The organism is Desulfotomaculum defluvii (assembly GCF_054657375.1).
Genome location: NZ_BAAHYV010000008.1, coordinates 357,560 through 371,727 on the forward strand (window position 1 = coordinate 357,560; position 14,168 = coordinate 371,727).

Annotated in this window: 15 protein-coding genes; 13 read left to right on the top strand and 2 right to left on the bottom strand. The window is 41.0% G+C overall.

Features of this window, described 5'->3' with window-relative positions:
- Positions 1-2: 2 nt before the first annotated feature.
- Positions 3-1,097 carry a tRNA 2-thiouridine(34) synthase MnmA gene (gene mnmA, locus ACYQ03_RS17125; RefSeq protein ID WP_459911176.1) on the top strand — a complete coding sequence of 365 codons (1,095 nt, stop codon included), beginning with the start codon at positions 3-5 and terminating at the stop codon, positions 1,095-1,097.
- A gap of 57 nt (positions 1,098-1,154) precedes the next feature.
- Here the strand turns inward: mnmA and ACYQ03_RS17130 are convergent, their stop codons facing one another.
- Together ACYQ03_RS17130 and ACYQ03_RS17135 are read right to left on the bottom strand one after the other, a co-directional pair.
- Entirely contained in the window at positions 1,155-2,279 is a 1,125-nt protein-coding gene (locus ACYQ03_RS17130; protein WP_459911177.1) for a stalk domain-containing protein, read from the bottom strand.
- A 63-nt stretch (positions 2,280-2,342) separates the two neighbouring features.
- Positions 2,343-3,032 (bottom strand): phosphatase PAP2 family protein, encoded by a 690-nt coding sequence (locus ACYQ03_RS17135; RefSeq protein ID WP_459911178.1) that lies wholly within the window; start codon positions 3,030-3,032, stop codon positions 2,343-2,345.
- Positions 3,033-3,223: 191 nt separating this feature from the next.
- Between ACYQ03_RS17135 and ACYQ03_RS17140 the strand changes: the two genes are divergently transcribed.
- From ACYQ03_RS17140 to ACYQ03_RS17195, 12 genes are all read left to right on the top strand, one after another.
- Positions 3,224-3,397 (top strand): hypothetical protein, encoded by a 174-nt coding sequence (locus ACYQ03_RS17140; protein ID WP_459911179.1) that lies wholly within the window; start codon positions 3,224-3,226, stop codon positions 3,395-3,397.
- Between the two features lie 21 nt (positions 3,398-3,418).
- Positions 3,419-3,595 carry a YtxH domain-containing protein gene (locus ACYQ03_RS17145; RefSeq protein WP_459911180.1) on the top strand — a complete coding sequence of 59 codons (177 nt, stop codon included), beginning with the start codon at positions 3,419-3,421 and terminating at the stop codon, positions 3,593-3,595.
- Between the two features lie 72 nt (positions 3,596-3,667).
- Entirely contained in the window at positions 3,668-4,699 is a 1,032-nt protein-coding gene (locus tag ACYQ03_RS17150; protein ID WP_459911181.1) for an AI-2E family transporter, read from the top strand.
- A 152-nt stretch (positions 4,700-4,851) separates the two neighbouring features.
- Positions 4,852-7,485 (top strand): alanine--tRNA ligase, encoded by a 2,634-nt coding sequence (alaS, locus tag ACYQ03_RS17155; protein WP_459911425.1) that lies wholly within the window; start codon positions 4,852-4,854, stop codon positions 7,483-7,485.
- 149 nt (positions 7,486-7,634) lie between these two features.
- On the top strand, positions 7,635-8,429 hold the full coding sequence (locus ACYQ03_RS17160; protein ID WP_459911182.1) for a basic amino acid ABC transporter substrate-binding protein: 795 nt from the start codon (positions 7,635-7,637) through the stop codon (positions 8,427-8,429).
- A 226-nt stretch (positions 8,430-8,655) separates the two neighbouring features.
- The gene (locus ACYQ03_RS17165; RefSeq protein ID WP_459911183.1) at positions 8,656-9,024 is read left to right on the top strand and encodes a hypothetical protein; all 369 of its coding nucleotides are present in this window, start codon (positions 8,656-8,658) and stop codon (positions 9,022-9,024) included.
- Positions 9,025-9,214: 190 nt separating this feature from the next.
- Positions 9,215-9,475, top strand: a complete 261-nt coding sequence (locus tag ACYQ03_RS17170) for an IreB family regulatory phosphoprotein (protein ID WP_459911184.1) — start codon at positions 9,215-9,217, stop codon at positions 9,473-9,475.
- Between the two features lie 39 nt (positions 9,476-9,514).
- Positions 9,515-10,462, top strand: coding sequence for an aldo/keto reductase (locus ACYQ03_RS17175; protein WP_459911185.1), 948 nt, complete (start codon positions 9,515-9,517; stop codon positions 10,460-10,462).
- Between the two features lie 17 nt (positions 10,463-10,479).
- Positions 10,480-10,893: a Holliday junction resolvase RuvX gene (gene ruvX / locus ACYQ03_RS17180; RefSeq protein ID WP_459911186.1), complete on the top strand. Its 414-nt coding sequence runs from the start codon at positions 10,480-10,482 to the stop codon at positions 10,891-10,893.
- Between the two features lie 82 nt (positions 10,894-10,975).
- Entirely contained in the window at positions 10,976-11,239 is a 264-nt protein-coding gene (locus ACYQ03_RS17185; RefSeq protein ID WP_459911187.1) for a DUF1292 domain-containing protein, read from the top strand.
- Between the two features lie 162 nt (positions 11,240-11,401).
- A complete protein-coding gene (locus ACYQ03_RS17190; RefSeq protein ID WP_459911188.1) occupies positions 11,402-12,823 on the top strand; it encodes a VanW family protein in 1,422 nt (473 codons plus the stop codon).
- 439 nt (positions 12,824-13,262) lie between these two features.
- A complete protein-coding gene (locus ACYQ03_RS17195) occupies positions 13,263-14,105 on the top strand; it encodes a transporter substrate-binding domain-containing protein (RefSeq protein WP_459911189.1) in 843 nt (280 codons plus the stop codon).
- Positions 14,106-14,168 lie beyond the last annotated feature (63 nt).

Below are 14,168 nucleotides of genomic sequence, written 5' to 3' on the forward strand. Positions count from 1 at the left end.
CTTTGGCAACCAAAAAAAGAGTACTTGTGGCGATGAGCGGCGGGGTTGACAGTTCTGTCACCGCCGCACTTTTGCAAAAACAAGGTTACGATATAGTTGGCGTAACCATGCAAATATGGGATCCTGAGGTTACAGTGGTGGGGGACGATTATGTGGGTTGCTGTTCCCTTACGGCTGTTGATGATGCCCGGAGAGTGGCAGATGTCTTAGGCATTCCTTACTATGTGCTTAACTTCCGAGAGCTCTTTACAGAAAAGGTTATCCAATACTTTGTGGATGAATATTTCCAAGGACGGACACCAAACCCATGTATAGCTTGCAATCGGTTTGTCAAATTTGAAGCATTATTGCAAAAGGCCAGACAGATGGGTTTTGATTATATTGCCACCGGACATTACGCTAGATTGGGCTATAGTGAGGAATACCATCGCTATACCGTACGTAAAGCACTGGATGAAAAAAAAGATCAAACCTATGTCTTATACGGTTTTACTCAGGATCAAATTGCTCATACCCTAATGCCATTAGCTGACTATACCAAGGATCAAGTGCGTGCCATAGCGAAGGAGTTGGGTTTACCAACTTACTCCAAACCAGAGAGTCAAGAAATCTGTTTTGTCCATGATAACAACTATCGTAATTTCTTGGATGAGCGTTCACAGGGTGGCATTAAGCCGGGTCCTTTCAAGGATTTGGCGGGTAATGTTGTTGGTGAGCATAAAGGAATCCCTTTTTACACCATTGGGCAACGCAGGGGACTTGGTTTAGCCACCGGTGAAAGAACTTACGTGGTGGATATTGACCCAGTCAATAATGTTGTGACAGTGGGATCTGAAGATGCTATCTGGGGGACTAAACTTATTGCCTCTGAGAATAATTTTATCCTCTTTGAAGAGCTTACAGGTCCCCGAGAATTGGAGGCACAGGTTCGCTACAATAGTAAACCTTCTCCGGCTGTTATTGAACCCATTGGAGATGGAATGGTAAAGGTAGTCTTTAAAAGTCCCCAGCGTTCCATCACGCCCGGACAAGCTGTAGTCTACTATCAGGGAGATTACTTAGTGGGCGGGGGTACCATTGAAAAAACCTTAAAATAAAAATGGTTAGGGGGTCAGGCTTGAACTATTCAAGTCTGACCCCTTTCGAATTTATATTTATTTAATTAAAGATACAATATTGTCATCCATGTAAGGCTTTAATTGGCTGAGGGGGATTTCAAATTCAGGGAAACCAGAGGCGTAAGGTGCAATTTCATATTGGTCAAAACAAACTACAAGATAATCCCCCTTGATATAGAAGGGTTGAGTATCACTAATTGTTTTAAAGGCTAGATCTCCCTGGAAAAAGAACCGTTCTCCACTTTCCTCACTGGCCTTAATTTGTTTAGCTACTTCTGGATTTATGATTTGCTTGTAATCGACATTATCCTTAAATAATTCTTTGAGAGTGATTAGTTTACCATTTTTAACGTCGATATTAAAAAATTGCCGATAGTTACTGCCATGAGCACCGCCGGTATAATCGCTAGACAAAATTATTAGAGCAAGCACATCCTTGGTTGGAATGGTTTGGTACTTAGTATACAAGGAATGAGTCCTAAAGGGATATTCTCCAGACTGTGAGGCTAATTTATCTTCTTGGGCTTGTTTTTCATGGGTTGCTTGGTTTTGGGTAGCGTCAAACATAATTTGTTTATTTAAGGACTCCTGCAATTCAGTATTTCTCAAACCACTAATAACAGGTAGTTCTATATCTACTATTAATATATCAGTTTCAGATTGGATTTTCTTGGTGGCAATTTTAGGCTGGTTTGGCGAAAGCTCTTCTTTAGAGAGCAATACGCTATTGGTGCTAGCATCCCATTGGACAGCATACCCCTGTGCTTCAGCAATGTAACGGGCTGGCAGATAGACACGACCGTTCCGCAAGAGGGGTGCAACGTCCATTGTGACATCGGTATTATTGATCTGGAGGAATTTGCTGCCCAGGGTGGCCACAATGGTTTGACCATTTAGTTGAATATACGCTGTATTATTAGAGATGTCATAGGAAACTTCTTTTTCACCAGCCCCAAGGCTATAACCTAAATAACGAAAGGGGACGTAGATTCTACCCGCTTCGGTAAAAGTCTTACTATCCATGTTTTTTTCCCTTCCATTAACGGTATATTTATTACTGTTAATTGGAAAGGTAACTTTATTGGCTGCTTCAGCCCATACACCGGTGCTGATTCCCAAAGTGAAACAGCAAGCTATGAGGGTAGCGGTAAGTTTTCTCATCAGTTTCTCCTTTAATATTTATTTAACAAATTATTAAATAAAACTAATAGTGACAATTCCCTATTACTTAGAGTAGCGGGTGGTTTGTAGGGCTAATATGCAAGCAATCAGCCAACAACAACCTGCGATATAGCCAGCTAACACATCGCTGGGGTAGTGGACACCCAGGTAAATCCGACTGATGCCAATGACCAGCACCAGCAGGGTAAGGCTTAAGGATAACAGATAACGCAGAGGGCGGCGGGTTATATTGTTCCACGCTAGGTAGGCAAGTAGGCCATAAAAGGCCAGACCAACCATAGCATGGCCACTTGGGAAACTGTAACCAGTGACTTCAACTAATGGGGCAATGTTGGGTCTAGCACGTTGGAATAGATACTTTAAATATTCATTGCTACCGTAACTTCCCAACAGGGCAACCAATACCAATGTACTATCCCAAAGGTGACCTTTCACCACCCAAAGCAGCAGTGCTGCTGTCAGGGCTATACCAATCAGCACTGTTGATGAACCCAGATAGCTGATAGATTTTAGAACCACTGTAGCAAAGGGGCTATTTAAACTATTGACTAGTTCAAGCAGGGTTTCGTCACACCACTTTAAGTTTTTATGTAGCATACATGTTGCTAGCCAGGAAAATAGCAGAATGAAAGTGACTTCCAATAGTGCTCCCACCAGCAAATATTTTCGGAAGCCTCGGGGTTTATTTTTTACCTCTTTAGATAAAATTAAATTAGGAAACAGTTTTATCACACTCCAGTGCAGGCTAGTTAAATTATAAAACTATTTTAATGAAGAAGCATTAGAAAATTGGAGTCAGACTTGATAATTTAAGCCTGATCTCTATATGTTCAAAAAGTTATGATACGGGTGCATTATTAGTTGTTTGTATGGCAATAATACTTTTAGCATATTTTAGGATTTAAGTAAGGGGGCCCTATAAAGTGAATTGCCCGGTTTGTGGAGGAAAAGCTATTGGAAAAGTTGGTATTGAACAGTATTACTGTTGGGATTGCTGTGTAGAATACCGCTTAAGCAAAGAAGGTGTAGATGTCTTCGAAGTGGCTGAAGATGGTAGCTTGGTTTCCTTTGACCCACACAATACAGGCTTGTATTAAGTCCTAGGGGGTGAGTTGGAGATGGGATTCTGGCGGGGAGTTATTACTGGTAGTCTGATTAGTGCAGCAATGGGAATGGTTTTTAGACCACAACGTAAACCCGAACAATTAATTATGAAAAGTACCCGTAATGCAAGTCGTCGAGCACAAAAGATGATGAAGGGTATGTCCAGAAAAGTAAACGACATGATGAAGTAAATCAAGGTAGTGGGGACAAAAGTCCTCACTTTTTTACACTAATAGTGTTCTTTATTCCTAAAGGAGGAAAATATGGCCTGGTGGAAGGAGAAGTATACCTATCGTTATCTTTTTCTTTCTTTATTGATTATCCTTATTTTATATTTTCTCTATCTTGTCCGGGGACTGTTTGTTCCTTTTGTTTTAGCTATCCTTTTGGTATATTTGCTAAACCCGTTGGTTGATCGCATGGAAAGACGGGGTTCTTCCAGGGTTGTGGCCATATTAACTCTATATTTGGGAGTCATTATTGTCATTACCAGCCTATTCATGTATGGCGTTCCGAGGATGGTTAATCAATTGGAAAGGCTAGTAGAAAGTATTCCTCTTTATACAGATCAGGTTGAGTTAATGGTAGAAAACCTTCAACGATCCTTTGCCGATAGTTCAGTACCTCCCGGAGTGCAAAGGATAGTAGAAGAGAGAATCGGCTGGGTTGAGGCAGAACTGTTGGCTGTAGTTCGCAAATCAATAGATTTATTAATGACAATCTTAAGTAACCTTTTTAATATAATATTGGCTCCGGTCTTAGCCTTTTACATCATGAGAGATCTAGAACTTTTAAAAAGTTGGGCTCGATCCATTGTTCCTAAAGAAATGGCTGCTGATGTATTTTACCTGGCCAAACAAATTGATTTAGTTTTTTCAAGTTTTATACGGGGGCATTTAACGGTTGTGGTGATCATTGGCGTCTTAACTAGCCTATCCTTTATGTTGATTGGTCTTGAATTTGCTACAATGCTAGGTATTATTGCGGGAATTACTGAACTAATTCCGTATTTTGGCCCCCTGATCGGTGCCATACCTGCAGTGGCCATGGCTTTGCTCCATTCAAAATGGATGGTTATTAAAGTTGTCTTAGCTGTTTTTTTTATTCAACAAATAGAAGGTAATGTTATTTCACCTAGGATTTTAGGTCAACGGGTGGGGCTTCATCCATTGGCAATTATTGTGGCTTTACTGGCGGGAGGTCATTTGTTTGGTATTGGGGGGATGCTCTTGGCGGTCCCAATGGCAGCAATTTTCAAAATTATTGTTTCTTTTGCTTGGCGAAAACTAAATTAATAATTATTTTAAATAGGTTTCAATGGATTGTAGATATCCGTTAGCTAGCTTGACCACTAGATAAAATTACTATAATATAAATATTTGAAGGATAATGTAGTAAGATGCAGCTTAATCGGGTTTATTCACCAATTGGGAGGTAATATAAATTGTTGACCGGAAAAGAAATTAGGGAAAGATACCTGCATTTTTTTGAGCAGCGTAGCCACCAAATTTTACCTAGTGCTTCACTGATACCCCATAATGATCCCAGTATCCTTTGGACTGCAGCGGGGATGGTACCCTTTAAACCTTTCTTTACGGGACAGGCTGTACCAGAATACAAAAGGGTTACAACCTGCCAGAAATGTATTCGTACCCCGGATATTGAATCGGTTGGACGTACAGCAAGACACCATACATTTTTTGAGATGCTGGGCAATTTTTCCTTCGGTGATTATTTTAAGGAGAGCATAATCCCTTGGGCTTGGGAATTTATTACAAAGGAACTGAACCTGCCCCAGGATAAACTATGGATTACCATTTATCAAGATGATGATGAAGCCTTTGAAATATGGCATAAGACTGTGGGGGTACCCGCAGAACGAATTGTTCGTCTAGGAAAAGATACAAACTTCTGGGAGATTGGGGTTGGTCCCTGCGGCCCTTGTTCTGAAATCTATGTAGATTTAGGTGAGGCTAGGGGTTGTGGATCTCCTGATTGCCAAGTGGGTTGTGACTGTGATCGCTATTTAGAGATTTGGAACCTGGTATTTATCCAATTTTTCCGGGATGAAGAGGGTAATTATTCACCCTTGAAAAACAAGGGTATTGACACCGGAATGGGTTTGGAGCGTGTGGCGTCAGTACTGCAGGGTGTAGCTTCTAACTTTGATACGGATATTTTCAGGGAAATCATGGACTTTACAGCCAACCTGGCAGGACAAAAGTATGGTCAGGATGCCGATATTGATTTAGCCCTCAAGGTAATCGCTGATCACTGTCGGGCAGTAACCTTTGCAGTTAGTGATGGTGCACTACCTGGCAATGAAGGTCGTGGTTATGTTATCCGTCGTTTGCTTCGCCGGGCTGTTCGTTTTGGCAGAGTCTTAGGAGTACACGAACCATTCCTTTATAAAGTTTCCCAGGCTGTTATTGAGCAAATGCGTGATGCCTATCCCGAGTTAAAGCAAAAGAGTGAGCATGTACTAAGGGTAATTCACACCGAAGAAGAAAGGTTCCTGGAAACCTTGGCTGCAGGCAGCGATATTCTTGGCACCTTGATTAGTGAAGCAAAGGTCAGAGGTACCAGTGAAATAACAGGTAATGATGCCTTTAGACTATATGATACCTTTGGTTTTCCTTTGGAACTCACTCAGGAAATTGCCGATGAACAAGGATTAACTGTGGATGTAGACGGCTTTAATGCTGCTATGGAGGAACAACGCAAACGCGCCCGCAGTGCCCGTCAAGAGACGGAGTACATCTCCGAGCGGGGTGTATTGTATAAAGCTTTACGGGAAGAACTGGGTGAAACCAGATTTAACGGTTACAGTACCCTAGAAACTGACTCTAACGTCATGGCAATTTTAAAAGATGGCCTGCAGGAAATATCTGCTGAGGCAGGAGAGGCAGTTGAGATCATTCTGGATGTTACTCCCTGCTATGCAGAGTCTGGCGGTCAGGTTGCCGATCACGCCTTGGTAAAAGGACCTGATTTGACAGTTGAAATTGTAGCTGTCAACAAACCTGTTGAGGGCTTAATAGTACACCGGGGCAAAGTTCTAACTGGAGTTCTTAAGAGACATGACTCTGTTAAGGTTAAGGTTGACCAACCACGGCGTCAAGATACCGCAAGGAACCACTCAGCAACCCACCTATTACATAAAGCTTTGAAGGAAGTATTGGGTGAGCATGTCAATCAGGCCGGTTCCCTGGTAGAACCAGATCGCTTACGTTTTGACTTTACACATTATGCAGCAGTAACACCTGAAGAGCTTCGCCGCATTGAAGATATTGTGAACCAGGCTGTCTTAGCCAATTATGCCATTGAGATTTTCGAAACTTCCCTGGCCAAGGCCAAAGAAATGGGAGCAGCAGCTCTCTTTGGTGAAAAGTATGGTAAGCAGGTGCGCGTGGTAAAAATGGGTGAATTCAGCATGGAATTGTGTGGAGGAACTCACTTGACGTCTACCGCTGAAGTGGGCCTGTTTAAAATATTTAATGAAACCAGTGTTGGAGCTGGCCTACGTAGAATTGAAGCAGTGACTGGTCTTGGTGTTATCAAATACCTTGGGGCCAAAGAGACTCAATTAGAGGAAATTGCCTCTGTTATAAAAAGTCCTGTTCAGGAACTGGTACGTCGTACAGAAGCTCTCATCCAGCAAAACAAAGCCCTGGAGCAAGAAATTGAGGCTCTTAGAAATAAACTAGCTAAGTCTGAAGTTCAAGATGTTTTAGGTAATGTAAAAAAGGTACAGGATATACCTGTACTGGCCTCAGTGGTAGCAGCCCCAGATATGGATAATCTAAGGGGTATGGTAGATATGCTTAGGGATAAAATGGGCAGCGGCGTTATACTGTTGGGAAGCACTGCTGGAGAAAAGGTTAATTTAGTGGCTGCAGTTACCAAAGACCTACATGGGCGGGGTCTACATGCTGGTAATTTGGTAAAAGAAATTGCCAAAATGGTTGGCGGTGGCGGTGGCGGCAGGCCAGATATGGCCCAAGCAGGCGGCAAAAACCCAGAGAAATTATCAGAAGCAGTTGAGGCTGTGTGCCGTGTAGTAGAAGGACATTTGAAGTAATTATAAAAATGCGTAGCACCTTGAAGGGTGCTACGCATTTTGTTATCAAAAAAAGATAATTATAAGAAGGGGAATGTAGAAATTTGTCGAATCGTAATTTGGTTGCTACCAAGTTTGTTTTTTACAATTTATTAGGGGAGGAAACGGTTTTGAAAAAGGTATTGAAGTATGCAATGACTGGCTTAGCCCTGCTGGCCCTAGCCTTAGTGGTGGTTGGCTGTGCAGGAAAAGAGGAGGCAAAGTCACCTGCCCAAGAGGGTGGAAATAAAAAACTAGTGGCTGCTGCTGATGCAACCTTTGCACCCTTTGAGTTTGCCGATGCCAGCGGAAAATATGTGGGGTTTGATTTAGACCTGATTGACGCCATTGCAAAGGAAATGGGTTATCAATTGGAATTTCAGAGTATGGCCTTTGATGGCATTATTCCTGCTCTCCAGAGCAGTCAGGTTGACTGTGCTGTCACTGCCATGACCATAACTCCAGAACGTCAAAAAGTAGTTAATTTTAGTGAACCCTATTATAAGGCTGGTCAGATTGTAGTAGTACAAGCCAGCAACAACGAGGTTAACAGTATTGTAGATTTAAAGGGTAAGACCATTGCAGTACAAAGTGGAACCACTGGTGCTATGGAGGCCGAAAAAGCTACCGATAAGGGAAAAGTGACATATTTTACAGGCGCTGATCAAGCACTTCAGGAATTGAAAAATGGTGCCGCTGATGCTGTCATTATTGACTACCCAGTTGCAGCATATTTTATCCAACAGGGTAACAAAGAGGTAAAGATGGTAGGGGATATTATGTCCTCTGAAGAATATGGTATTGCCGTTCCCAAAGACAAAGAACAAATCCTAGATGATATAAATACTGGACTGAAAAAGATAAAAGAAAACGGCAAGTACGCGGAGATCTATAAAAAGTGGTTTGGAGAAGAACCCAGAGCCTAATTCAGTATGAAAGCTTGGGGGTATTCCTTTAGGGTCAACTGTTAGCTATTAGCCATTGGCGCAAACATAAAAGCTAAGAGCTAATGGTTAAAAGCCTGCCCCCCAGGGTCCAAGGCATCTAAAACTTATGGCTGAGGGCAGATGGCTAAGAATGTAACCTTCTCTTCTAATGTTTCATATGATGAAAGATCAGAAATCTTTGTTTATTATGGAAGGGGGGTTCTTGATGTTCTTTCAACCAAGAAGGCCCGGTCCCCCACCAAAGGGGATGCCAGTGCAAACCGGTATACCAGGTCTAAATTTAAACTTAAATGTTGATCACGTTCAAGTGATGGGAACTTTATTAATGATGGGCTTAAGTCGTCGCCCAGGCTTTAAAGAAGAAATGGAAGAATTTATGCTTTTTATGCAGAAAATGCAGGAAGCAGCCGAAACTATTTCCATACAGATGGAGAGTATGCATAAGGAATATTCAAAGGTAAAAGCCAGAATGCAGGAAAATACAGCAAGTGTAAAGAGAGAAAACAGTAGACAAGAAATGGTACCCTATAACAACCCACTCCTACACCACCTATTCAAATTAATGTCCTATTAGTCAAGTCATTTGCAAATCCCCCCGAGGTAGACAGTAGTATTTATAACATACTACGGTCAAACTTAAGGGGATTTGTTGTTTAATCAGAAGTATATTATATAAATATTTTTTGATTTTTAAAGGAAAATGCAAGGTTATGTTGAATTAATATTCCTATTAAAGGAAATATTAGGACTGGGAGGTCTTTGCCGTGGCTCAAGATTTTTCGCAAGAAACAGTAATGTTTAAAGTCCAGGCGGAAGAAGTTAACCAGGCCCGTGAAATACTTCTGACTGTTTATGCCGCGTTAAAGGAAAAAGGCTATAACCCTATAAACCAACTGGTAGGATATTTATTATCAGGAGATCCTGCCTATATCACTAGTCATGGGAATGCTCGTAGTATGATCCGTAGATTAGAACGGGACGAGCTACTGGAAGAACTTGTTAAAAACTACCTGGAGCAGAAATAACCCCTAATAGGGGTTTGTTTTTGTTAAGAGGTGTATATTATGGAATATAAAACACTAGGGGGCACAGGATTGAAAGTGTCCCGTTTATGTTTCGGGGTCCTGACTATCGGTCCCCTACAGGCTAATCTTCCCCTAGAGCAAGGAGCAGCAGTTATTACCAGTGCTTTGGACAGAGGCGTAAATTTTATGGATACCGCAGAGTTATATGGAACGTATCCATATATTCGTGAGGCCATCAAAAACAGAAAGCAAGAAGTGATTATTTGTAGTAAATGTTATGCTTATACAAGAGATGGCATGAAAGAAAGCCTAGAGGCTGCATTGGAAGGAATCGATCGGGATTATATCGATATCTTTATGCTCCATGAGCAAGAGTCACTCCTTACCATAAAAGGGCATTGGGAGGCCATTGAATATCTGCTGGAGGCCAAAAGCAAAGGTTTGGTACGGGCTGTGGGCATCTCTACCCACCATGTGGCTGCAGTAAGGGCTGCTGTAGACATACCGGAGCTTGAGGTCATTCATCCCATTATCAATATGTCCGGTGTGGGAATTGCAGATGGGAATGTAGAAGATATGCTGGCTGCTATTAAAATGGCCCATGCTGCAGGGAAAGGCATCTATGGAATGAAAGCATTGGGAGGGGGCAATTTGTTATCGCATGCCCAAGAGGCATTTAACTTTGCACTGGGTATTCCAGAGTTGGCTTCAATTGCCGTAGGCATGCAAAATATTAATGAAGTGGATTATAATACTCGCTTTTTTAGTAAAACTTATATACCAGAGGATCTACAGGAGAGAGTAGTAAGGCAGCCCCGTCGATTACATATTGATGATTGGTGTGAAGGATGTGGAGCCTGTGTGAAAAAGTGTGGAGCTTCAGCCTTACAATTAGATGGGGGGAAAGTAAAGGTAAAGGTAGAACTATGTCGCCTGTGTGGTTACTGTGGTGCTGTATGTCCACTTTTTGCCATCAAAGTTATATAGGAATGGAGACTTTTGAGATGAGAATTATGGGGCTGGATGTGGGGGATAAAACCATAGGGGTTGCCATAAGTGATCCTTTGGGTTGGACGGCCCAAGGATTGGAAGTTATCCGTAGAGATACATTAGAAAAAGATTTTAATCGTTTAGGCCAAATTATAAAGGAATACTCGGTAGAGAAAATATTAGTGGGTATGCCCAAAAATATGAATGCAACCATTGGCCCACAGGGTGAAAAGGTTTTAGCTTTTATTGAACAATTAAAAGAAAATACTCATTTGCCCATCAAGACCTGGGATGAACGATTGAGTACTGTGGCTGCAGAGAGAATGTTAATACAGGCCGATGTCAGCCGTAGTAAAAGAAAAAAGGTAATTGATAAAATGGCAGCCGCTGTTATTTTGCAGGGTTATCTCGATGCAGGTGCGAACTAAACTAAGCATAAGAGGGAATTTCTTGACAGAAATTGTTTTTTTGGATACAATACAGACAACTTTTGGAAACGAGGTGCAAATTATGCCAGAACAAGACGAAGTAATTACCCTTATTGATGAAGATGGAGCTGAACATGATTTTAACGTTATTGACGTTATTGAGGTAGAGGGTTCCGAATATGCAATATTACTTCCCGTTGAAGATGATACTGACGAAGCAGTCATTCTCAAGTTTGCTAAAGACGAGGATGATAATGAAATTCTAGTAGATATCGAAAGCGACGAAGAATGGGAAAAGGTTGCCGATGCATGGGAAGAAATGGTAACTGCTGAAGACGGCGAGTAACAAAAATAAATGCGACACCGGGGACGGTTCTCGGTGTCGCATTTTTTATTGCCTTTTTGCGACCAAGAACCGTCCCCGGTGTCGCAAAGAAAGTTTTAGGAATAGCAGATGCATGTCCCTAGTAAGATATAGCTAGGTACAGTTTTGGGAGGGGGTATTGTTGTGGGGCCGAAAAGAAAAAAATTATTAGCATTTATATCTTTGCCAGTAATTATGATGACCGTTGCAGTTTTCTTAGCAGCCCATATGAGCTTTGCTCCCCAAGATAAAATACTGCCCGGCATATGCATCCACAACATAGATATGTCTATGTTAGGTTATGAACAGGCAATGGACTCATTAAAAAAGCTAGAACAACAATACCAAAAACCAATAAAAGTAAAATACAAGGATCTACTCTGGGTCTTGCCCATGGATCAAGTGGGTTTGAAAATAGATTGTGAGAAAGAGGCCCGAAGGGCTTTGGTCATTGGACGTCAAGGGTCCCTGTGGCAGCAGTTTTTGGAGCGTAGACAGGCCTTTCAAGGTATAAGGTTAAAACCTGAAATTTCTTTGGACAAAAGTTTGCTGGAAAAACTTGTGGCAGAGGCAACTGAAGTTATTATCCTGCCTCCCCGGGAGGCTGGTTTAATTATAAAATCAGATCAGACAGTGGAGATATCTCCAGGCCATAGTGGCAGGCTAGTGGATATCGATCAGTTAGAATCCGACATTAAAGAAGCGTTGCTGACAGGAGGTTTAGCACCCATTGAACTGAAGTTAATTGAGGTTCCGCCCACACGAACCACAGAAGAAATCAAGGCCATGGGAGTGGACTCCCTATTGGGTATGTTTTCCACTCAGTTTGATCCTAATAAAGTTAACCGAGCCTATAATGTTAGTGTAGCTGCAGCGGCCATTGATGGTTTGACCGTCAGCCCCCAGGAGGTTATTTCCTTTAATGAAGTTGTGGGTCCCCGTAGTACCGAAGCAGGATATAAAAATGCTCCAGTGATTATTAACAATGAAATGGTGGACGGATTGGGTGGTGGCGTGTGTCAGGTTTCAACTACTCTTTATAACGCCGTATTGTTGGCGAATTTAGAGGTCGTTGAAAGAAGCAATCATACAATACCCATATCCTACATTCCCATTGGCAGAGATGCCACGGTAGTTTTTGACACCATTGATTTTAAATTTAAGAATAATACAGACTACTGGCTATATATCCAATCCTATGTTAAGGGTGGCACCCTAACCATCAAGATCTTTGGTAATTCGGAATTTAAAAGAGATGTAGTAATCCGCAGTTGGGTTGAGGAAACCTATGATCCCAAAACAATAACTGAGGAGGATTATGGTATACGAATGGGGGATAGGGTAGTGCGTCAAAAAGGTGCCCAGGGTTACAGGGCAACCGGGGAGCGCATCGTGATGAAAAACAATAAGGTGATTAAAGTGGAAAAACTACCTACCAGTATATATAAAGCAAGAAACCAAATTATTTCCCAGGGTATGGCACCTCCAGGTACAATCCTCAAAAGCCCAAAACTGCCGGTGCATAATGAAGTTGAAGAAGAGGTTTATGACGACCTTCAAGAATAATGGTTAAAACAATAGTGAAGAGTTGTAAGTATCTTATTAAGCAAAATAAAAATCAAGTAAGGTCTTGATGAAGAGACATACTTACACTATTAATCATTGTATTATTAGAAATAAACCAAGAACTATAAAGCATAATTATATAGTAATACCAGATTTGTTATTATATAAAACCGCATGCAATTTTAGTATGCGGTTTTATTTGTTATATATTATAAAATTATGGAATTATATGGATACTACACATTGATAATACTTACAACTTAGGTGTTGCTTATGGTCATATAGAATTTTTCTTGTAATCACCTATGATTAATGATACAATTATTTAAATATAGGGAATATTTATACAATTTTATTTTTTAACTTTCTATTTTTAGGTTGACCTTGTAGTATCGTAATAGTATATTAAACTTATTATAATAGGGGGAGAGAATGAGTCATGAAGAAAAAAATACTTTTATTATTAGCAATGTCACTATCAATAATTATGTTAGTAACAGGATGTGGATCTGACAGTAATTCAGAAACTCAAAAAGAGCCAGCTGCAAGTGAAACATTTAAGGTGGGACTTGAATGTGGTTATGCACCATTTAACTGGACACAAATGGATGATTCAAATGGTGGGGTTAAAATTGATGGTAGTAAAGAATATGCAGGTGGCTACGATGTAGAAATCGCTAAAAAGATTGCCGAGGGTTTAGGAAAAGAATTAGTTATTGTTAAAACTGAATGGGATGGCCTAGTACCAGCATTAACATCTGGTAAAATTGATGCAATCATTGCAGGTATGTCACCAACAGCAGAACGTAAAAAGACCATTGACTTTTCAGACATCTACTATAAATCAGATTTAGTTATGGTTGTTAAAAAGGGTGGCAATTATGAAAGCGCTAAGTCTATTCAAGATTTCAAAGGAGCAAAGGTTACTGCCCAATTAAATACCTTCCACTATACAGTAATCGATCAAATTGAAGGTGTAAATAAACAACCAGCTATGGATAACTTCCCGGCCATGAGAGTTGCTTTGGAGTCAGGAATTATTGATGGATATGTCTCAGAACGTCCAGAAGGTGTTAGTGCTTCCGCTGCTAATCAAAACTTTGCCATGGTTGAATTTACAGAGGGCTTTACTACATCAGATGATGATACTGCAATTGCAGTTGGTATTGCAAAAGGTAGTCAATTAACTGAACAAATCAATAAAATATTAGCAGGTATCCCAGAAGAAGAACGTACAAACATTATGGATACTGCTATTAAAAATCAACCGGCAGCTGAATAACCAGTATGTGAAACCGGGCGCATTATTATGCACCCGGTTTTATGACGCCTGTCGTAAGGAGGA

What these genes read in the sequence shown, in the direction of transcription:
- ACYQ03_RS17130 (WP_459911177.1), bottom strand. Translation starts at nt 2,279, where the DNA reads ATGAGAAAACTTACCGCTACCCTCATAGCTTGCTGTTTCACTTTGGGA.
- ACYQ03_RS17145 (WP_459911180.1), top strand. Translation starts at nt 3,419, where the DNA reads ATGGGATTCTGGCGGGGAGTTATTACTGGTAGTCTGATTAGTGCAGCA.
- ACYQ03_RS17150 (WP_459911181.1), top strand. Translation starts at nt 3,668, where the DNA reads ATGGCCTGGTGGAAGGAGAAGTATACCTATCGTTATCTTTTTCTTTCT.
- ACYQ03_RS17165 (WP_459911183.1), top strand. Translation starts at nt 8,656, where the DNA reads ATGTTCTTTCAACCAAGAAGGCCCGGTCCCCCACCAAAGGGGATGCCA.
- ACYQ03_RS17175 (WP_459911185.1), top strand. Translation starts at nt 9,515, where the DNA reads ATGGAATATAAAACACTAGGGGGCACAGGATTGAAAGTGTCCCGTTTA.
- ruvX (WP_459911186.1), top strand. Translation starts at nt 10,480, where the DNA reads ATGAGAATTATGGGGCTGGATGTGGGGGATAAAACCATAGGGGTTGCC.
- ACYQ03_RS17185 (WP_459911187.1), top strand. Translation starts at nt 10,976, where the DNA reads ATGCCAGAACAAGACGAAGTAATTACCCTTATTGATGAAGATGGAGCT.
- ACYQ03_RS17195 (WP_459911189.1), top strand. Translation starts at nt 13,263, where the DNA reads ATGAAGAAAAAAATACTTTTATTATTAGCAATGTCACTATCAATAATT.